The sequence below is a fragment of the Paracoccus sp. SJTW-4 genome, assembly GCF_047716885.1.
Lineage (GTDB): Bacteria > Pseudomonadota > Alphaproteobacteria > Rhodobacterales > Rhodobacteraceae > Paracoccus > Paracoccus solventivorans.
Genome location: NZ_CP136681.1, coordinates 1,156,629 through 1,175,919 on the forward strand (window position 1 = coordinate 1,156,629; position 19,291 = coordinate 1,175,919).

Sequence of the window (19,291 nt, forward strand, 5' to 3'; positions counted from 1 at the left end):
TCTCCGCCCTTGGGGGTTCAGAACCAGTCGGTATAGACGCCGATGCCGCGTTTCTTGATCTGCCCGGCGATGATCACGCGCTGGATTTCCGAGGTGCCTTCCCAGATCCGGTCGACACGGGTGTCGCGCCACAGCCGCTCGACGGCGTTCTCGCGCATGTAGCCGCGCCCGCCGAGGATCTGCAGCGCCTTGTCGCAGACCCGGCCCACCATTTCGGAGCAATAGAGCTTGCAGGCCGAGATGCGGGCATGGGCAAGCTTGCGGTCATAGTTGTTGGCCATGTCCCAGGCGCAGCGGTACATCATGCTTTTCGCGGCCATGATCTCGACCGCCATGTCGGCCAGCATGAACTCGATGCCCTGGAAGTCGCGGATGCTCTGGCCGAACTGCTTGCGGTTGGCGGCGTAGTCGTTCGCTTCCTCAAGCGCGCGGGTCGCGCCGCCGATGCAGCGGGCGGCGATGCCCAACCTGGCCTCGACGAACCAGTCCTTGGTCATGTTGTAGCCTTGGCCGATCTCGCCCAGGATCTTGTCCTCGCCCACGATCACGTCCTGGAAGATGTATTCCGGGTGCTTGAAGGCGAAGTGATGGGTGTAAAGCGGGGTGCGCTTCAGAATCACGCCGGGCAGGTTCTTTTCCACGAAGAACACCGTCGGCAGGTCCGGGTCGCCGTCGACATGCGCATGGACAAGGAAATAATCGGCGACGTCGCCAACGGTCACGAACCACTTCTCGCCATTGATCTTCCAGCCGCCGGGGACCTTGACCGCGGTGGTCTGGACCTGGCGCGGGTCGCTGCCGGCCTCGGCCTCGGTGATCGCATAGGCGTCGCGGCGCTTGCCCGCGTTGGTCGGCAGCAGGTATTCCTCGCGCTGCGCCGGGGTGGCATAGCGCAGCGGCCAGGCCGGCTGCCACACCACGTCCCAGATCGCCCCGGTCACCCGCCCGAACTGTTCGTTGATCAGGGTCTGCTCGAACACGTCATAGCCCTGGCCGCCGTCTTCCTTGGAATGGTTGATGGCATTGAAGCCCCACTCGAGCACCTGCGGGTTCAGCCTGGCCAGCGTCTCGGCGGACAGACCGTCGTTCAGCTCGCATTCCATCTCGACCGGCACCAGCACCTGGTCGACGAAATCGCGGGCTTTTTTCTGCAAGGCCAGATGTTCGAGCGAGAGTCTGAAGTCCATGGGTTTTTCCTCCGCTGTGGCGCCGGGACGGGGCCTGCGCCGCTGTTCCATTCCGTGATCGTCAGCCGCATGACCGGCTTGGATCAAAGCTAGCGGAACCGCTCTGGCCAACTTGACTGAGCGCGTCGGCAACTTGCACTATCGCGGCCCGGGGGGCGGAGAATTACGGTGGCACGTCGCTTTCACATCCTGCTGCTGCCGTCGTTCTCGATGATGGCGCTGGCCTCGTTGATCGAACCGATGCGCGTCGCCAACCGCTTTGGCGGGCCGCTTTACGAATGGGTGTTCCTGTCGGTGGACGGCGCCGCGGTGCAGGCCAGCAACGGGCTGCCCGTTGCGGCCGACGCCGCGATCCGCGACGTGAAATCGGTGCAGACCCTTATCGTGCAGGCCAGTTTCGAGCCGCTGAAATCCGTAACCCCCGAGTTGCTGGGCTGGCTGCGCCAGCAGGCGCGGATGGGGGCGGTGCTGGGAGCGCTGGACACCGGCGCCTGGGTGCTGGCCGAAGCCGGGCTGCTTGCCGGCAAGCAATGCACCATGCACTGGGAGGCGGTGCCGGCCTTTCTGGAAACCTATGACGGGATCGAGATCTCGCTGAACTTGTTCGAGCTGTCGCCGCGGCTGTTCACCTGCGCGGGGGGCACGGCGGCCATCGACATGATGCTGGCACTAATCGCCGAGGACCACGGCACCGACCTGGCGGTACGGGTGGCCGAGCAATTCATCCACAACAGCCTTCGGGTGCGGTCCGATTCGCAGCGGATGTCGCTGGTCGAGCAACTCGGCATCTCGAACCCCAAGCTGGTGCAGGCGATCCAGACCATGGAGCGCAATATCGAAACCCCTCTGGATGTCGAAGAACTTGGGGACAAGGTGGGGGTGACCCGGCGCCAGCTCGAGCGGCTGTTCCGCACGCATCTGAACGACACGCCCAGCAACTTCTACATGAAGCTGCGGCTGACCCATGCACGGCGGCTGTTGCAGCAGACCGACATGTCGATCACGCAGATCTCGGTGGCATGCGGCTTCAGCGCCGCGGCGCATTTCTCGCGCGCCTACAGCTCGCGCTTCGGCCGCTCGCCCAAGCGCGACCGCAAGATCTTCGGCGGATAAGCAGCCGGAAATGGGCCGGCGGTGCCGCCCGGACGAGGGCGGCCGCGCCCGCGATTCAGTCGAAGACCAGCTGGTCGCTGGCGCCCATCATGTGCTCGCCGCCGTCGATTTCCAGCGTGGTGCCGGTGATGAACCCGGCGGCCGGAGAGGCCAGATAGGCCACGGCCTCGGCCACCTCGTCGATGCGGCCAAAGCGCGCCAGCGGCAGTCGCGCCGTCACCCGCGCCAGCTGCGCGGGGTCGTAGTTCTCCAGGCCGTCGGTGGCGATGGTGCCGGGAGCCACCGCGTTCACCCGGATGCCGTGACGGCCCCATTCGTTGGCGAGGGTGCGGGTCAGGTTGACCACCCCGGCGCGGGCCGCGGCCGCGTGCGCCATGCCCGGCAGCCCGGAACCCAGGCACAGCACGATATTGACCACGCTGGCCGGGCGCCCGGCCGCAATGGCGTGGCGGGCAAGCGCCTGGGTCATGTGGAACGTGCCGTTCAGGTTCAGATCGACGACGCTGCGAAAGCCGTTGGCAGAGATCTCCAGCGCAGGGGCAGCGAATTGCCCGCCGGCGTTGTTGACCAGGATGTCGGGCAGCCGCCCCTCGGCGGCAAGCCCGGCAAAAAGCGCCGCCACCGCCTGGTCGTCGCGGATGTTCAGGGCCCGCCACTCGGCATCGATCCCAGCGGCCCGCAACTCGCCGGTGGCGTGGCGCAGCCGGTCCTCGTCGCGGGCCGCGATGGTGACATGCGCGCCCAGCCGTCCCAGCAGCCGGGCGATGCCCAGCCCGATGCCGCTGCCGCCGCCGCTGACCAGCGCCGCCTGCCCGGCGAAAAGCCCGTCGCGATAGATCGTCTCGGCCATCTCAATGTCCCTCCCACACCGGCGCGCGTCCCTCGGCAAAGGCACGGGCACCCTCAAGCGAATCGCGCGAGGCCAGCATCGCCTGATAGGCCGGGAAGGCGCCCGCGCGCATGGCGCGGTAGCCCTCTTCGACCGACAAATGCGCGGTTCCCGCCAGGATCGCCCGCGTCGCAGCCACGGCTAGAGGCGCGGCCGCGCAGATGGTCCGAGCCAGCGCGCGGGCGGCGGGCAGCAGTGCGTCCGGTGTAGTCACCTCGGACAGCAACCCGTGCTGCAGCGCCTGCGCAGCGCTCAACCGCTCGCCGGTCAGCAGCATCCGGGTGGCCAGCGCCCGGGGCAGCACCCGCGGCAGGCGCAGCACCCCGCCGGAATCGGCGACGATGCCCAGCGTCGGTTCGGGCAGAAAGAATTGCGCGTGGTCGCTGGCCAGGATGATGTCGCAGGCCAGCGCCAGCTCGAACCCGCCGCCAACCGCAAGCCCGTTGACTGCAGCGATGACCGGTTTGCGGCGCTGGTGGAACTCGGTCAGCCCGGCAAAGCCGCCGGGACCGTGATCGGCATCGACGGCCTCGCCCTGCTCGGCCGCCTTCAGGTCCCAGCCGGCGGAAAAGAAGCGGTCGCCGGCGCCGGTCAGGATGGCAACGCGAGCCTGCGGGTCAGCCTCGAACGCGGCAAAGGCGTCATAAAGTGCGCGGCTGGTGGCGACGTCGATGGCATTGGCCTTGGGACAATCGAGGGTGATTTCATGGATGCCGTCGCGGCGGACGGTGGTGACGGGATGGGCCATGGCGGACACCTATGTCGAAACGGCAGGGAATGGTTGGAACAGGAGTGGGCACATGCGGGCTGCCGCATGTGCCCCGATTACCGGCGCAGGCGGCCCTAGCCGTGGGCCGGCAGGGCCTGCGGCGGCATCACGGGCCGGGCGGGGCTGGCGGCAGCAGCCGGCGCGGCAGCAGCGGCGGCGGCGTCGCCCGCGGGCACGGCGTCGGTACGGAAGCGGGACTGGTGGCCGGGAGGGTGCGGCAGCACCAGCTCGCGCGCGGCAATCTCGGAGCCGAAGTCGCGCTTGACCCAGCGCAAGAAGGACAGCGTCACGATCACCAGCACCGGGATCATCGGCAGCGCCACGATGATAGTCGACAGCTGCACTGCCTCGAGCCCGCCCACGGACAGAAGCCCGACCCCGACAAAGGCGATGGCCAGCGCCCAGACCACCCGCAGCCAGCGCACCGGCTCTTCATAGCCCGACAGGTCCTTGGAGCAGATCGAGGCAACCATATAGGCCGAGCTGTCCAGCGTGGTCGCCAGGAACACGAAGCACAGCGCGGTGAACACCGGCAGCACCAGCCAACCGCCCGGCAGGGTCTTGAGGATCGCCACCACGGTCGCGGGCGTGCCCTCGGCCGCAAGGATCTCGGACGCGGGGATGATGTCGTTCAGCTCCAGGTGCAGCGCATAGCCGCCCCAGATGGCGAAGAACGCCCAGCAGCCCAGGCTGCCCCAGCCGACCCCGTTCAGGATCAGTTCGCGAATGGTGCGCCCACGCGAGATCCGGGCCACGAACAACCCCATCATCGGAGTATAGGCGATCCACCAGGCCCAGTAGAACACGGTCCAGTCACGCGGGAAGCTGCCGCCTTCGATCGGGTCGGTCCAGAAGTTGATGCGGAAGAAATTGTCCATGAACAGGCCGAAGCTGTTCGTCCACAGGTTCAGGATATAGACCGTCGGTCCCACCACCAGCACGAACAGCAGCAGCAGCACCGCCAGCCCGACGTTGATGTCGCTGAGAATCTTGATGCCGCTGCCCAGGCCGCGCCACACGCTCCAGCCGAACAGCAGCGTCCAGACCGCCAGAATCCCCATCTGCAGGCCAAAGGTGACCGTCAGCCCCGTCATCTCGCTGACCAGCCGGGACACCAGCGGCACCGACAGGCCCAGCGAGGTACCGACCCCGCCCATGATCGAAAAGATCACGATCATGTCGATGAAGCGCCCCAGATTGCCGTCCACCGAGCGGCCCAGCACGCCACGGCACGCATGGCTCAGCCGGACGACGTTTTCCTGGCGGACGAACAGCGCATAGGCGATCGGAATCGAGGGCATCAGATACAGCGCCCACGGCACGAAGCCCCAGTGGAACATCGGATACATCGCCGCCCATTCCGCGCCGTCGGCGCTGTTGGCCACATGGCCCAGCGGCGGAGAGTTCAGGAAATACAGCGGCTCGACAAAGGCCCAGTTCACGATCGAGATGCCGATGCCCGCGCAAAACAGCATCGCGATCCAGTTGAACTTGCTGAACTCGGGCTCATCCTCGGCACGGCCCAGCCGGATGTTGCCATAGCGGCTGAACGCCAGGCACACCATAAAGAAGAACGCCCCGGCCCCGGTCAGCAGGTAGAGCCAGCTGAAATTGGCGGTGATCGCGGCCAACAGCTTGCCGAGGACGGCGCTCGCGGCCTCGGAAAACAGCGCCAGCGGCAGGCTGACGAGCACGACCGTCAGGATGCCGCCCAGGAAGATCGTTCGATCCACCTTTTCGAAAGACAGGAATGCAGGTTTGACCATCGATTCTCCCCCTGATCACACAACCGGATTCCTCCGCGGAGCCGCACGAGGTCTCCCCACCCCGGTTGCCATTTGGTCTGGCTCATTCTGTGGGACCACCGCGCCGGAAATGTGACTGAGTGCGACGGGAATATTCGCCATCGCGACGAAGCGTCACATTCCCCCTTCTTTGCGCGGTATTCCGCGCCCCTGTCCCCACCCCCCAGCCAATTGTTGCGATTATCGCAACAATCAATGCCGGATTATGGATATTCTCCCGGCCTCGCCCCGCCTCTATCTCACTTGCAACGAAATCAGGCAAAGGCGGACGCATCATGCTGACCGAGATCAAGGGCCTGCATCACGTCACCTCGATGGCGGCGGATGCGCAGGAAAACAACGACTTCTTCACCCGCACCCTCGGGCTGCGGCGGGTCAAGAAGACGGTGAACTTCGACGCGCCGGACGTCTATCACCTGTATTACGGCGACGAGACCGGCACCCCCGGCACGGTGATGACCTATTTCCCGTTTCCGCATATCGCCCGCGGCCGTCCCGGCACCGGCGAGGTGTCCGAGACGCTGTTCTCGGTCCCCTCAGGCTCTCTGGGCTACTGGAAGCAGCGGCTGGCGGCGCAGGGCGTCGGCGGGCTGCGCGAATACGACAGTTTCGGCGAAACCCGGCTGGGGTTTCGCGGCCCGGACGGCGACGGCTTCGCGCTGGTCGAGGTCGAGGGTGACCCCCGCCAGCCCTATGCCGGCCCGGTTCCGGCCAGCGAGGGGGTGCACGGGTTCCGCGGCGTCACCATGCGGCTGCGCGACGCCGGCGCCACGGCCGAGCTGCTGAAGTTCATGGGCTACCACGAGGCCGGCAGACAGGGCGCCACCACCCGCTTTGCCATCGACGGCAACGGCGCCGATTACATCGACATCGAGACGCTGGCGGTCGCCGAACCGGCCCGGCAGGGCGCGGGCTCGGTCCACCACGTCGCCTTTGCGGTCGAGGACCGCGCCGCGCAGCTGCGGGTGCGCAAGGCGCTGATGGACACCGGCTACCACGTCACCCCGGTGATCGACCGCGATTATTTCTGGGCGATCTATTTCCGCACCCCCGGCGGGGTGCTGTTCGAGATCGCCACCAACGAACCCGGCTTCGACCGGGACGAGGATACCGCCCATCTGGGCGAGGCGCTGAAACTGCCCGCGCAGCACGCGCATCTGCGCAGCCAGCTGGAACGCTTCCTGCCCGAGATCAGGGACTGACGAGACCAGGGACTGAAGAGACCAGGGACTGACATGGCTACCCAGCTTTACCATCATTTCGCCCGGCCCGGCGGCCCGGGGGCGCCGCTGGTCTTTGCCTTCCACGGCACCGGCGGGGACGAACACCAGTTCACCGCGCTGATCGGGCAGATCCTGCCCGAGGCCGCGATCGTCGCCCCCCGCGGTGATGTGTCGGAACACGGCGCCAGCCGGTTTTTCCGCCGCACCGCCGAAGGGGTCTACGACATGCCGGACCTCGCCGCCCGCACGCAGCGGATGACCGCGTTCCTGCGCGCGCATCGGGACGCGAACCCCGGCCGGGCGGTCCTTGCGCTGGGGTATTCCAACGGCGCCAACATCCTCGCCTCGGTCCTGTTCGGCGCGCCCGAGCTGTTCGACCGGGTGGTGCTGATGCACCCGCTGATCCCCTGGACCCCGGCCGACCAGCCGGGGCTAAGGGGCAGCCGGCTGCTGCTGACCGCCGGGCGGCGCGACCCGATCTGCCCCCTGCCCCGGACGCAGGCGCTGGCCGACTGGCTGGCCGCGCAGGGTGCAAGGACCGAGTTGGCCCTGCACGACGGCGGCCACGAGATCGCGCCCGCCGAGCTGGGCCGGATCGCGGATTTCCTGCGCCGCGCCTGATTTTTTCACCAGACATCGACAAACCGAAGGATGAGCCGATGACCATGCTCAAACCCTACCAACCCTATCTGCACAGCCTGCTGCGCGCCGTCGCCGGGCTGGTGATCTTCAGCTACGGCACCCAGAAGATCCTGGGCTTTCCGGCGTCGGGCGCCATGCCGCCCGCAGGCTCGCTGTCCTGGGTCGCCGGCGTGCTGGAACTGACCCTGGGCTTTCTGGTGATGATCGGGCTGTGGACCCGGCTGTCGGCCTTTGTGCTGTCGGGGCTGATGGCGTTCGCGTATTTCCTCGCCCATGCGCCGCAGGGTTTCTATCCGGCGCAGAACGGCGGGGTGGCGGCGATCCTGTTCTGCTTCGTCTTCCTGTATCTGGCGGCGGCCGGCGCGGGCCCGGTGGCGCTGGACGCCAAGCGCGCCTGATCCGGCAGGCGGCGGCCCCACCCCGGGGCCGCCGATGACACCCAGCCACCGCTGCAAGCTTGCGCAGACTGTTGCGCGTGCCGTAACGGTCGGGCCATGGGCGAACTCGAATCCATCCGGGTGTTCCTGGCCGTCGCGGAACAGGAAAGCTTTGCCGGGGCCGGGCGCCAGCTGGGGCTGACCCCGGCCTCGGTCACCCGCACCATCGCGGCGCTGGAACAGCGGCTGGGGGTGCAGCTGCTGGTGCGCACCACGCGGCAGGTGGCGCTGACCGCGGCGGGCGCGGTCTATGCCGCGCGGGTGGCGCCGCTGGCGCAGGGGCTGGCCGAGGCGGCCGAGGACACGCGCGAGGCGCAGGGCATCGCCTCGGGGCGGATCCGGGTCAGCGCCCCGATCTCGCTGGGGCTCAAGGTGCTGCCGGCGGTGCTGTCGCAATTCGCCGCACTTTACCCTGACACCCATGTGGCGCTGTCGCTGTCGGACGGCTTCGTCGACATCGTGGAGGGGGACTACGACCTGGCGATCCGCATCTCGGGGCCGCCGGGCGACAAGTCGACCATCTGGCGCAAGGTCTGCCCGGTGCCGCGGCTGCTGGTCGCCGCCCCGGGCTATCTGGCCCGCAACGGCACCCCGCAAACCCCCGAGGATCTGTCGCGCTTCAGCTGCCTGAGCTACGGCCCCGAGGCGCGGACCGAGGTGTGGGAGCTGTCGCGCGGCCCCGCCCGCCGCGCGCACAAGGCGCGGGGCCGGTTCAGCACCGACAACGGCGACCTGCTGGCCCGGCTGGTCTTGCAGGGCGAGGGCATCGCGCTGCTGCCGCGCTTCATGGTCGAGGAGGCGCTGGCCGCGGGCGAGCTGGTGCAGCTGCTGCCCGACTGGTCGGCGCCCTCGATCTGGCTGACGCTGTTCTATCCGCCCTACGAGCGGCTGCCGCTGCGCGTCGCTACCTTTTCCGATTTCTTCGAGACCTATGTGAAGGAAACCCGGCCGCTGTAGCGCCAGCCCCGCGGCACCGGTTTCCGGCGTGACCTTCAGCCCAAGCGCGGGAATGGCCGGCTCAGCCCCTGGGCGCCGGCCAGGCCGAAGCGCCAGGGCAGGTCCTGCGCCCTGCTGATGCCGATACGAGGTCCGACCAGCAGCTTGGGGGACGCCACCGGCAGGGTGATCGAGAAATCCCCGCCGTCGAAGGGCGCGCCATCGTCATCCATGTCCAGCCCCAGCGCCTGCGCCAGCCGCCCGGGCCCGCTGCACAACGGCCCACGGCCCCGCCGCGCCTGCATGAGCTCGATGCCGGTGCCCGGGGCCAGCGCCCGGATCAGCACCGCCTCGCCCGCCTGCGCCACCACGTTGAGGCAAAGATGGATCCCGTAGGACCGATACACATAGACATGGCCCGCCGGTCCGAACATCGACGCATTCCGCGGCGTCGGCCCGCGAAAACTATGCGAGGCCGGATCGTCGCGGCCGTAAGCCTCGGTCTCGATGACGATGCCGCCGGCGCCGCGGACGACAAGCCGGGCCCCGATCAGCCGCCGCGCCAGCGCAACCGCGTCCAGACCGGCAATCTGCTGTGGGAAGGAACTGTCGGGCACGGCCGCAAACTGTCCGAAATCGGGGCTTCCTTCAAGAGGCACAGCCGGAAGGGAAGAATGTGGTGATCCTCGTTGCACCGGCAGCTCGAAAGTCGTCATCGCCTCGACCAACTCGTTCACCTCCGGCTTACCCCGCCCAAAGCTGCACGCGACGCGATCAGCACCGCTGCCAACAGCCTATCCGACGCAGGCCCCCCGGCTTGCGCCTGCCGCCGCTTCCCTGCCAGACTGCGCGCAATCCACGGAACGATCCCACGGCGAAGCGGACAGATATGAAGACATCGCGGTTTTTCATCATCAACGCCGGCGCGGGGGCGCATGACAACATCACGCTGCGGGGCTACCGGATCCTGCAACAGGCGGATCTGGTCATCGCCTCGGACAGCCAGCGCAAGCGCTTTGCCGACGAGCTGGCCGGCAAGCAGGTGATCGACGGCGGCCATGGGCTGTTCGACGATCTCGCCCTGCGCCGTCTCGACCCTGATGAGGCGGCCAGGCAGCAGGATGCGATCCGCCAGCGGATCGAGGCCGCCCATGCGGCGGGGCAGACCATCGTCCTGCTCGAATCCGGCGATGCGGCGCTGTTCAGCCCCTATCGCGGCTATCTGTCCGCGTTCCGCCACCTGCAGCCGGAACTGGTCCCCGGCGTGTCCAGCTTCAACGCCGGCAATGCGGCGCTGGCGCAGTCGCTGCTGCACGACCAGAACCAGCGCCTGCAGCTGAGCGGGCTTGCCGCCTTCATGGAGGCCGGCCGCGACTGCCTGCCCGACAGCTGGGTGCTGTTCTGCATGGGCCTCGACCTGCCGCGGCTGATCGCCAAGGCGCGCGAGCTTTACCCCGCCGACACGGCGATGGCGCTGGTGCTGAACGCGGGCTATCCCGACTGCGAGGTGATCCGGTGCAGCGTGGGCGATCTGGACCGGCTCGCGGACCGCGAGATCGCCTTTCCCTATTGCCTGATCTACATCGGGCTCGACGACCGAAGCTGAGCCGGCTCAGCCCACCGGCACCACCAGCACCGCGCCGCCGCGCGCCGACAGGGCAATCCGCCCTTGGGTCAGCAACAGCGCCTCGTTGCCGAAGACCTCGGCGCGCCAGCCCGACAGCGCCGGCACGTCGCGCACCCCGGACGCGATCGCGTCCAGATCGGAAGCCGAGGCGATCAGCTTGGGCGCCACCCCGGCCGCATCGGCCTTGGCCTGCAACAACACCCGCAGCAGCTGCGACAGCGCCGCATTGCCGGGCAGGCCGGGCTGGTCGGGAACGGGCTTGGGCAGGTCGCTGGTCTCGACCCCGGCCTTGATCGCGGCCAGGATCCCCTGCGCGATCTCGCCCCGCCGCGCCTCGCGCAGCAGCAGCCGCGACTTGCCCAGATCCTCGTCCGTCAGCGGCTTGGCCGAGGCCAGCTCGATCAGCGCATCGTCCTTGAACACGCGCGAGCGCGGCACGTCCCGGGTCTGGGCGTAGGTTTCGCGGAACCGCGCCAGTTCCCGCACCACCGCCAGGAACCGCGGCGAGCCCGAGCGCGTGCGCACCCGCGCCCAGGCCTCGTCCGGGCGGGTGATGTAGGTTTCGGGATCGACCAGCGCCGCGGCCTCTTCCGCCACCCAGGAGTCGCGGCCGGTCTTTTTCAGCTGGGCCGACAGATACTCATAGATCGCCCGCAGATGGGTCACATCGGCCAGCGCATATTCCGCCTGCGCCTGCGTCAGCGGCCGGCGCGACCAGTCGGTGAAGCGCGAGGATTTGTCCAGCGGCTGCCGGACGATGCGCTTGACCAGCGTTTCATATCCCGCCTGCTCGCCAAAGCCGCAGACCATCGCCGCGACCTGGGTGTCGAACAGCGGGTCGGGAAACACCCCGGCATCGTGGAAGAAGATTTCCAGATCCTGCCGCGCAGCGTGGAAGACCTTGACCGTGGCGGTGTGTCGGAACAGGTCGTAAAGCGGCTCGAGCGACAGCCCCTCGGCCATGGGGTCGACCAGCACCGCCGGCCCCCCTGCCGCCTTGGGCCCCGAGGCCGGCGGCAGCGCCATCTGGACCAGGCACAGCCGGGAATAATAGGTCCGTTCACGCAGGAACTCGGTATCCAGCGTGACATAGGGTTGCGCCTTGGCGAGTTCGCAGAACGCAGCAAGTTCGTCGGTCGTGGTGATGATGCGCGGTTCTGCGGCCATCGTTTTCCTCGGGATGGGCGGGGCATCCGCCAGTGGACATGCGCCGTGCTCTATGCCGATCCGGCGCCGGATTCCAGCAGGTGTTTCCGACAGCTTGCGCAAGGGCCCTGAAGGACGGTTGACGGCGGCAGCCGCGCGGCGTTGCATGAAGGCCCATCGCAGACGAGGCCCTCCATGCTGACCATCCACGGCGTCACCCGCTCGCGCGCCTCGCGCGTCGTCTGGCTTTGCCACGAACTCGGCCTGCCCTTCCGGCAGGTGCCGGTGATCCAGGCCTATCGGCTGGGCAGCCCGCAGGCGCCGGGTGCGGCCGTGAACACCCGCTCGCCCGCGTTCCTGGCGCTGTCGCCCGCCGGCACCATCCCGGTGATCGAGGATGACGGGCTGGTGCTGTCGGAATCGCTGGCCTGCACGCTGTATCTGGCGCGCAAGCACGGCGGGCCGCTGGCGCCGGTTGATGCCGCCGAGGATGCGCTGATGCTGCAATGGTCGCTTTACGCCGCCACCGCGATCGAGCCCGAGTCGCTGACCATCCAGATGCTGCACCGCCCCGGCCAGTCCCAGCCGGCCGAGGACGCCACCCTTGTCGCCGACGCCGCCGAGCGGCTGGTCCGCCCGATGAAGGTGCTGGAGGATCGCCTGTCCCGCCATAGCCATCTGGTCGGCGACCGCTTCACCGTCGCCGATCTGAACGTCGCGGAAATCCTGCGCTATGCGCAGGGCTACGGCGCGCTGATGCAGCAGTTCCCGGCGGTGCAGGCGTGGCTGTCCGCCTGCCAGACCCGCGACGGCTTTCGGCAGATGTGGGCCGCGCGCGAGGCCGAGGCCCCCTGAGCCCGCCATTGAAATACCCACTGCAATATGCAATATAAAGGACACAACCCTGCCGGAGTGCTCGCCATGACCCGCCTTCTGACCAACCACATCGCCACGATCACCGAGCTGCGCGAGCCGCACAAGGTGCTGGAACGCTCGGGCGGCAAGCCGGTGGCGATCCTGCGCAATTCGGCGGTGGTGGGGTATCTGGTGCCCGAGGCCGCCACCGAACCTGAACCGCGTTACGCCACCCTGGATGAGGTGCGCGCCGTCATGGAGCGGCGTCGCGCCATCAACCAACCGGTCCTGGATTACCTGAAAGACAAATGAGCTTCGTATTTCTGACGGTCGAAACCGTCGAGGCGATTCATGATGCGGTGCTCAATCCCGGCGAATTGCAGGGCCGCGCCATGGGCAAGTCGCTGGAGAGCGCGCTGGCGCGGGTGGACAACCGCATTCTGTATGGGCTGGTCGGGGATGTGTTCGACCTGGCGGCGCTTTACGCCATGGCGATCGCGCGCGGGCATTGCTTCAACGATGCCAACAAGCGGACCGCTCACCAGGCGATGGATGTCTGCCTGGCGCTGAACGGGATCGAGATGGTCTGGAACCACGAAGATATCGGCCAGCAGATCATCGCCCTCGCCCAGGGCCTCATTGACGACGGCCATCTGGCGGACTGGCTGCGCGACCGGGCTTGACGCCACGTCCCGCGCCCCCGGCAGCGGCGGGTTGCCCCGCCCTGCCCCGTCGTGGCATGACGCCCCATAATCACGAGCAGGCAGATCCGATGTCCGACGACCTTCTTTCGGGTGCGCAAGCCGCCTCCGACAGCTATTCCGCCGCCTCGATCGAGGTGCTCGAGGGGCTCGAGCCCGTCCGCAAGCGCCCCGGCATGTATATCGGCGGCACGGACGAACGCGCGCTGCACCATCTGGTCGCGGAAATCCTCGACAACGCCATGGACGAGGCCGTCGCCGGCCACGCCAGCCGCATCGAGGTCGAGCTGCACGGCAACGGCAGCGTCACCGTGCGCGATAACGGCCGCGGCATCCCGATCGACCCGCACCCGAAGTTCCCCGGCAAATCGGCGCTCGAGGTGATCCTGTGCACGCTGCACGCCGGCGGCAAGTTCTCCGAAGGCGCGTACCAGACCTCGGGCGGGCTGCACGGGGTCGGCGCCTCGGTGGTGAACGCGCTGTCGGACCGCATGGTGGTCGAGGTTGCCCGCAACCGCGAGCTGTGGCGGCAAGGCTTCAGCCGCGGCATCCCGCAGGGGCCGGTGGAAAAGATCGGCCCCGCCCCGAACCGCCGCGGCACCACCGTGATCTTTCATCCCGACGAGCAGATCTTCGGCCACCACCGGCTGAAGCCCGCGCGGATGATGCGGATGGTCAAGTCCAAGGCCTATCTGCATTCCGGCGTCGAGATCCGCTGGAAGACCGAGATCGACGACGGCGAGACCCCGCTGGAAGCGACTTTCCATTTCCCCGGCGGGCTGGCCGATTACCTGTCCGAACAGCTGGGCAGCGCCACCACCTATGCCGAGCGCCCCTTTGCCGGCGCCGTCGAGTTCCGCGAGCGGTTCAATGTTCCCGGCAAGGTCGAATGGGCGATCAACTGGACGCCCTCGCGCGACGGCTTCATCCAGTCCTATTGCAACACCGTGCCCACCCCCGAGGGCGGCACCCACGAGGCCGGGTTCTGGACCGCCATCCTCAAGGGCATCCGCGCTTACGGCGAGCTGACCAAGAACCGCAAGGCCGAAAACATCACCCGCGACGACCTGCTGACCGGCGGCTGCGCACTGGTGTCGTGCTTCATCTCGGAACCCGAATTCGTCGGCCAGACCAAGGACCGCCTGGCCACCGCCGAGGCCGCGCGGCTGGTCGAGGGCGCGGTGCGCGACCATTTCGACAACTGGCTGGCCGCCGACACCAAATCCGCGGGCGCGATCCTCGATTTCCTGGTGCTACGGGCCGAGGAACGCCTGCGCCGCCGCCAGGAAAAGGAAACCGCCCGCAAATCCGCCACCCGCAAGCTGCGGCTGCCGGGCAAGCTGGTGGATTGTTCGGGCAACACCCGCAAGGGCACCGAGCTGTTCATCGTCGAAGGCGACAGCGCCGGCGGTTCCGCCAAATCGGCGCGTGAGCGCACCACCCAGGCGATCATGCCGATCCGCGGCAAGATCCTGAACGTGCTGGGCGCCTCGTCCTCCAAGATGGGGCAGAACCAGGAAATCGCCGATCTGTGTCAGGCGCTGGGGGTGGGCATGGGCTCGCGCTTCAACGTCGATGACCTGCGGTATGACAAGATCATCATCATGACCGACGCCGACGTCGACGGCGCCCATATCGCCAGCCTGCTGATGACCTTCTTCTTTACCCAGATGCGGCCGCTGATCGACAAGGGGCACCTGTATCTGGCCTGTCCGCCGCTTTACCGCCTGACCCAAGGCGCGCGCCGGGTCTATGTCGCCGACGACGCCGAGAAAGAAGCGTGGCTGGCCAAGGGCCTTGGCGGCAAGGGCAAGATCGACGTGCAGCGCTTCAAGGGTCTGGGCGAGATGGACGCCAAGGACCTGAAGGAAACCACGATGAACCCGGCCAGCCGCAAGCTGATCCGCGTCAGCATCGACGACGACGAGGGCGGCGAGACCGCCGATCTGGTCGAGCGGCTGATGGGCAAGAAACCCGAGCTGCGCTTCCAGTACATCCAGGAAAACGCCCAGTTCGCCGAGGATCTGGATGTTTAGCGATGAGCCAGTTGCCGTTCAAATTGATGACTATTTCATCATTGAACGGGGTGGAATTACATTTATGGCCCGTCATCCGCTCCTTGTCGACCTTGCGTGCGACTTGGCTCGAGGGCTTCCACCCGACATCTCGTTGCGCGGGACGGTGGCTGTGGGAATACACAACTTCCGCCCAAGGAGCATCAAAGGCCCTCTCATCGGAATTCAAACAGAGCATTACCTTGATGCCAACGGGCAAGAAATGTTCCTGACTGTGAGCGACTGGAAGAAGAAAAAATTTCTGTGGCGCTTCGACTACATATTGGATATCTCACTCAACAATCCTTGTGCATATAAATTTTTCTGGCCAGGAAAACATAAGAAGCTGTTTTTTGGTCCTTATATATTTCCTGCATCACCCGTGAGACGATCAAAGCAAGGGAGCGGCGTAGCTTTTATCGGCGCAATAAATGAGCGCCGGAAGCAAATACTCAGCTCCCTAAACGACGTCACTATAATCGCCCCCAACACTTGGGGAATGGATCTGCATCGCATACTCCAAGATTCGGAAGCGGTTCTGAACATCCATTACATCGACAGCGTGGTGACCGAGGCGCCGCGGCTGCTGAAAGCCTATCTTGCCGGCAAGCCCGTGGTCTCCGAAGCTCTGGCCGAGCCCATCAAGATGGGACGCCACGCAATCCCGCTCGGCGAAGATTACGACGCGGCACGGCTGGATGCGGTGTTCGACGCCTTCGATCACGAGATCGCCCGCAAGTTCCGCTTCGTCGACTTCCTGGAAAAAACCCTTGCATGACGCCCCGCCCCGCAAGCCCTCGATCGCCCTGACCGCCGCCCATGTCGCCCGGGTCGCGCCGGGGGATGGGCCGTTGCATACGCCGGGCTGGCGGATGCTTGAGGATCACGACCTTGATCTGCTAGCGGACCGGCTGACCCGCGACCGGCCGCGGCCGATTCCGGTGTTTGCCTATGGCTCGCTGATCTGGAACCCCGGCTTTGACGTGCAGGCGCGGCGGCGAGCGACGGCGCTGGGGTGGCATCGCAGCTTTTCGATCTCGCTCGATCATTTCCGCGGCTCGCCGGACCGGCCGGGGCTGATGCTGGCGCTGGATTCGGGCGGGCAATGCGAAGGGGTGCTGCTGGACATCGCCGAAGGGTCCGAGCAGCAATCCCTGCGCGCGATCCTGCGGCGCGAGCTGGTGGCGCATGAGCTGGCCGCCAACGCCGCCTGGATCGACGTGGAAACCGAGGCCGGCCGCGGGCAGGCGCTGACCTTTTACGCAGGCCCGGTCGGCACGCAACTTGCGATGCTGTCGGTCGAGGAACAGGCCCGGAGGCTGGCACGCGCCGCCGGGGCCGCCGGGACGGGCGCCGAATATCTGCTGCGCACCGTGCACGGGCTGGCCGAACACGGCATCCACGACCCCTATATCTGGCGACTGCAACAACTGGTGGCCGAGGAAATCGACGCCCTCGGGCCACAAGCCTAAACGGTTATTGCTGCATCCGCTCCAGATGCCTGGTCAGCGCCACCAGCCGCGCGGGCGTCGGCGTCGGCACCCCGTCGCCGGCGTCGAACAGCACCGTCGGCCCCTCGCGCAGTTCCTGCCCGAACTGGGGCATGGAGCTGTCGCTCATCCCCATGGTATAGCCGTCGATGCGGTTCATCACCCGCAGCCGCGGGAAGCTGCCGCCGTTGTCCCGCGCCAGCAGCGTCAGGTCGGTGGCCGGCGGGCGCAGCCCCCGTGCCGCCGGCCCGTCGCCCTTGCCCGCAGGCCCGTGGCACGAGGCGCAGAACTGCGCGTAATCCGCCGCGCCGGTGTCGGGCACCGGGGGCGTGCAGGCGGCCAGCGCCGCGCAGGCGCCCAGCACGGCCAGCGAAGTCAGGGGAAGTTTCATCCGCGATCCCTCGTTTTGACCGCGAGTGTCGCAAGCCCCGCCGCCGACGGCAAGGGGCTTGGCGCACGGCGGGCGGAAAAGCGTCAGCCCAGCCGGAATACCCTGTCCATGCGCGAAGCCAGCTCGAGGTTGTGGGTGGCGATCAGCGCCGACAGCCCGGTTTCGCGCACCAGCGCCATCAGCATCCCGAACACCAGATCCGAGGTTCCGGGGTCCAGGTTCCCCGTCGGCTCGTCCGCCAGCAGCAGCGAGGGCGCGTTGGCCAGCGCCCGGCAGAACGCCACCCGCTGCTGTTCGCCCCCCGACAGCGCCGCCGGGCGGTGACCCGCGCGCGCCGACAGCCCCACGCGGTCGAGCAGCCCCCGCGCCCGCTCGCGCGCCGCCCGTTCCGGCACCCCGTTGGCCAGCTGCGGCAGCACGATGTTTTCCACCGCGGTGAACTCGGGCAGCAGGTGGTGGAACTGATAGACGAAGCCCAGCTCGCGCCGCCGCGCCTCGGTGCGCCTGCGGTCCGACAGCCCGGTCATGTCGCGCCCGTTCAGCACCACGCGCCCCGCGTCGGGGGTGTCCAGCAGCCCGGCGATATGCAGCAGCGTCGATTTCCCCGCGCCCGAGGGCGCGACCAGCGCCACCACCTCGCCGCGGGCGACCGACAGGTCCAGCCCGCGCAGCACCTCGACGGCGGCAGGGGTGCCGGGGTTGTAGGTCTTGGCGATCGCTTCCAGCCGCAGGACCTCATTCATAGCGCAGCGCCTCGACCGGGTTCATCCGTGCCGCGCGGCGGGCCGGAAAGATGGTGACGATGAACGAGAGCGTCAGCGACAGCCCCACCGCCCGGGCGATATCGATGCCGCGCAGCTCGGCCGGCAGGCGGTAGATGCCGCGCACGGACGGGTCCCACGCGCCCCCGCCCGACAGGTAGTTCACCCCGGCCATGATGCTGTCCACGTTCAGCGCCAGCGCCACCCCCAGCACCACCCCGGCCAGCGTGCCCAGCACCCCGGTAAAGGCGCCGCACAGGAAGAACACCCGCAGTACCGCGCCCTCGGTCAGGCCGATGGTGCGCAGGATGCCGATGTCGCGGCCCTTGTTCTTGACCAGCATGATCAGCCCCGAGGTGATGTTCATCGACGCGATCAGCACCAGCACCGACAGGATGACGAACATCACGTCATCCTCGATATCCAGCGCCGACAGGAACGCGCCCGAGGCATCGCGCCAGGTCCAGACCATGCTGCCCGGCAGCGCCTCGATCAGCGCGGGCGTCAGCGCGTCGATCGCCTCGGGGGCGGCGGCAAAGACCTGGATCTCGTCCACTGCGCCCTCGCGGTTGAAATAGGACTGCGCCTCCTCCAGCGGCATGTAGATGCGGGTGCGGTCGATGTCGTAGCGCCCGGCCGAAAAGACATAGACGACCTTGTAGCTGCCGACCCGCGGCGTCACCCCGAACGGCGTCTGCGCGCCTTGCGGGGAAATCAGCTGCACCATGTCGCCGACCCCCAGCCCCAGCTCGCGCGCCATGCCGGCGCCCACGGCCACGCCCTCGCCAAAGGCGGTGATGTCGCCATAGCCGGTGGCGGGGTCGGCCACGCGGGGGATGGCGGCCAGATCCTCGGCGGACAGCCCGTAGACCTCGGCCACGCCGGAACGGTCGCCGGCGCTGGCCATCACCTGCCCGCGCACCACCGGATCGGCGCGCAGCACCCCCGGCAGCGCCGCGACCCTTGCCGCCACCTCGGCGTAATCCTCGATCACCCCGGCGACGGTATAGACCTCTTCGGTCAACTCGTTCCGGATCTGGCTGGGGGGCAGATAGAGCGTCGAATGCGCGTTGGCGCCCAGGATCGTGTCCACGAACTCGGCCCGGAACCCGGAACGGACCGCGAGCGTGGCGATCAGCGCCATCACCCCCAGCGCGATGCCGATCAGGCTGATCCAGGTCATCACCGAGACCCCGCCCTCGGCCCGCCTTGCGCGCAGATAGCGCCAGGCGATCATGAACTCGTAACGCGAAAACGGACGCGGG

At 67.6% G+C, this 19,291-nt stretch carries 21 protein-coding genes; 12 read left to right on the plus strand and 9 right to left on the minus strand.

What is annotated here, in order from left to right:
* Positions 1-17: 17 nt before the first annotated feature.
* Entirely contained in the window at positions 18-1,187 is a 1,170-nt protein-coding gene (locus RSP45_RS05650; RefSeq protein WP_415393562.1) for an acyl-CoA dehydrogenase family protein, read from the minus strand.
* Between the two features lie 168 nt (positions 1,188-1,355).
* Between RSP45_RS05650 and RSP45_RS05655 the strand changes: the two genes are divergently transcribed.
* Positions 1,356-2,300 carry a GlxA family transcriptional regulator gene (locus RSP45_RS05655; RefSeq protein WP_415393563.1) on the plus strand — a complete coding sequence of 315 codons (945 nt, stop codon included), beginning with the start codon at positions 1,356-1,358 and terminating at the stop codon, positions 2,298-2,300.
* A 55-nt stretch (positions 2,301-2,355) separates the two neighbouring features.
* On the opposite strand, the gene RSP45_RS05660 is transcribed toward RSP45_RS05655, so the two are convergent.
* The 3 genes from RSP45_RS05660 to RSP45_RS05670 all read right to left on the minus strand — a co-directional run bounded on the left by RSP45_RS05660 (position 2,356) and on the right by RSP45_RS05670 (position 5,691).
* Positions 2,356-3,150 carry an SDR family oxidoreductase gene (locus RSP45_RS05660; RefSeq protein WP_415393564.1) on the minus strand — a complete coding sequence of 265 codons (795 nt, stop codon included), beginning with the start codon at positions 3,148-3,150 and terminating at the stop codon, positions 2,356-2,358.
* A 1-nt stretch (position 3,151) separates the two neighbouring features.
* The gene (locus RSP45_RS05665) at positions 3,152-3,937 is read right to left on the minus strand and encodes an enoyl-CoA hydratase-related protein (protein ID WP_415393565.1); all 786 of its coding nucleotides are present in this window, start codon (positions 3,935-3,937) and stop codon (positions 3,152-3,154) included.
* 95 nt (positions 3,938-4,032) lie between these two features.
* Positions 4,033-5,691 carry a BCCT family transporter gene (locus RSP45_RS05670; RefSeq protein WP_415393566.1) on the minus strand — a complete coding sequence of 553 codons (1,659 nt, stop codon included), beginning with the start codon at positions 5,689-5,691 and terminating at the stop codon, positions 4,033-4,035.
* A 347-nt stretch (positions 5,692-6,038) separates the two neighbouring features.
* On the opposite strand from RSP45_RS05670, the gene RSP45_RS05675 reads away from it, so the two are divergent.
* The 4 genes from RSP45_RS05675 (at position 6,039) to RSP45_RS05690 (ending at position 9,022) form a co-directional block, all read left to right on the plus strand.
* On the plus strand, positions 6,039-6,965 hold the full coding sequence (locus RSP45_RS05675; protein ID WP_415393567.1) for a VOC family protein: 927 nt from the start codon (positions 6,039-6,041) through the stop codon (positions 6,963-6,965).
* A gap of 33 nt (positions 6,966-6,998) precedes the next feature.
* A complete protein-coding gene (locus RSP45_RS05680; RefSeq protein ID WP_415393568.1) occupies positions 6,999-7,607 on the plus strand; it encodes an alpha/beta hydrolase in 609 nt (202 codons plus the stop codon).
* Positions 7,608-7,645: 38 nt separating this feature from the next.
* Positions 7,646-8,026: a DoxX family protein gene (locus tag RSP45_RS05685; RefSeq protein ID WP_415393569.1), complete on the plus strand. Its 381-nt coding sequence runs from the start codon at positions 7,646-7,648 to the stop codon at positions 8,024-8,026.
* Between the two features lie 96 nt (positions 8,027-8,122).
* Positions 8,123-9,022 (plus strand): LysR family transcriptional regulator, encoded by a 900-nt coding sequence (locus RSP45_RS05690; RefSeq protein ID WP_415393570.1) that lies wholly within the window; start codon positions 8,123-8,125, stop codon positions 9,020-9,022.
* 35 nt (positions 9,023-9,057) lie between these two features.
* Here RSP45_RS05690 and RSP45_RS05695 read toward each other — a convergent pair whose 3' ends face one another.
* Positions 9,058-9,618 (minus strand): DNA-3-methyladenine glycosylase, encoded by a 561-nt coding sequence (locus RSP45_RS05695; protein ID WP_415393571.1) that lies wholly within the window; start codon positions 9,616-9,618, stop codon positions 9,058-9,060.
* A 272-nt stretch (positions 9,619-9,890) separates the two neighbouring features.
* Between RSP45_RS05695 and RSP45_RS05700 the strand changes: the two genes are divergently transcribed.
* Positions 9,891-10,607, plus strand: a complete 717-nt coding sequence (locus RSP45_RS05700; RefSeq protein WP_415393572.1) for an SAM-dependent methyltransferase — start codon at positions 9,891-9,893, stop codon at positions 10,605-10,607.
* Positions 10,608-10,613: 6 nt separating this feature from the next.
* Here the strand turns inward: RSP45_RS05700 and rnd are convergent, their stop codons facing one another.
* A complete protein-coding gene (rnd, locus tag RSP45_RS05705) occupies positions 10,614-11,795 on the minus strand; it encodes a ribonuclease D (protein WP_415393573.1) in 1,182 nt (393 codons plus the stop codon).
* Positions 11,796-11,969: 174 nt separating this feature from the next.
* Between rnd and RSP45_RS05710 the strand changes: the two genes are divergently transcribed.
* The 6 genes from RSP45_RS05710 (at position 11,970) to RSP45_RS05735 (ending at position 16,856) form a co-directional block, all read left to right on the plus strand.
* Positions 11,970-12,629 carry a glutathione S-transferase family protein gene (locus RSP45_RS05710; protein ID WP_415393574.1) on the plus strand — a complete coding sequence of 220 codons (660 nt, stop codon included), beginning with the start codon at positions 11,970-11,972 and terminating at the stop codon, positions 12,627-12,629.
* 66 nt (positions 12,630-12,695) lie between these two features.
* Positions 12,696-12,941, plus strand: a complete 246-nt coding sequence (locus tag RSP45_RS05715; RefSeq protein ID WP_324327462.1) for a hypothetical protein — start codon at positions 12,696-12,698, stop codon at positions 12,939-12,941.
* On the plus strand, positions 12,938-13,312 hold the full coding sequence (locus RSP45_RS05720; RefSeq protein WP_415393575.1) for a type II toxin-antitoxin system death-on-curing family toxin: 375 nt from the start codon (positions 12,938-12,940) through the stop codon (positions 13,310-13,312). The genes RSP45_RS05715 and RSP45_RS05720 overlap by 4 nt, the downstream gene beginning before the upstream one ends.
* An 89-nt stretch (positions 13,313-13,401) precedes the next feature.
* Entirely contained in the window at positions 13,402-15,366 is a 1,965-nt protein-coding gene (gene parE / locus RSP45_RS05725) for a DNA topoisomerase IV subunit B (protein ID WP_415393576.1), read from the plus strand.
* On the plus strand, positions 15,359-16,162 hold the full coding sequence (locus RSP45_RS05730) for a hypothetical protein (protein ID WP_415393577.1): 804 nt from the start codon (positions 15,359-15,361) through the stop codon (positions 16,160-16,162). Before parE ends, RSP45_RS05730 begins: the two co-directional genes overlap by 8 nt.
* Positions 16,155-16,856: a gamma-glutamylcyclotransferase gene (locus tag RSP45_RS05735; protein WP_415393578.1), complete on the plus strand. Its 702-nt coding sequence runs from the start codon at positions 16,155-16,157 to the stop codon at positions 16,854-16,856. Before RSP45_RS05730 ends, RSP45_RS05735 begins: the two co-directional genes overlap by 8 nt.
* A 4-nt stretch (positions 16,857-16,860) precedes the next feature.
* On the opposite strand, the gene RSP45_RS05740 is transcribed toward RSP45_RS05735, so the two are convergent.
* The 3 genes from RSP45_RS05740 to RSP45_RS05750 all read right to left on the minus strand — a co-directional run bounded on the left by RSP45_RS05740 (position 16,861) and on the right by RSP45_RS05750 (position 19,263).
* Positions 16,861-17,265: a c-type cytochrome gene (locus RSP45_RS05740; protein ID WP_415393579.1), complete on the minus strand. Its 405-nt coding sequence runs from the start codon at positions 17,263-17,265 to the stop codon at positions 16,861-16,863.
* 83 nt (positions 17,266-17,348) lie between these two features.
* Positions 17,349-18,008 carry an ABC transporter ATP-binding protein gene (locus tag RSP45_RS05745; RefSeq protein WP_073060110.1) on the minus strand — a complete coding sequence of 220 codons (660 nt, stop codon included), beginning with the start codon at positions 18,006-18,008 and terminating at the stop codon, positions 17,349-17,351.
* Positions 18,001-19,263 (minus strand): ABC transporter permease, encoded by a 1,263-nt coding sequence (locus tag RSP45_RS05750; RefSeq protein ID WP_415394005.1) that lies wholly within the window; start codon positions 19,261-19,263, stop codon positions 18,001-18,003. Before RSP45_RS05750 ends, RSP45_RS05745 begins: the two co-directional genes overlap by 8 nt.
* Between the last annotated feature and the right edge of the window lie 28 nt (positions 19,264-19,291).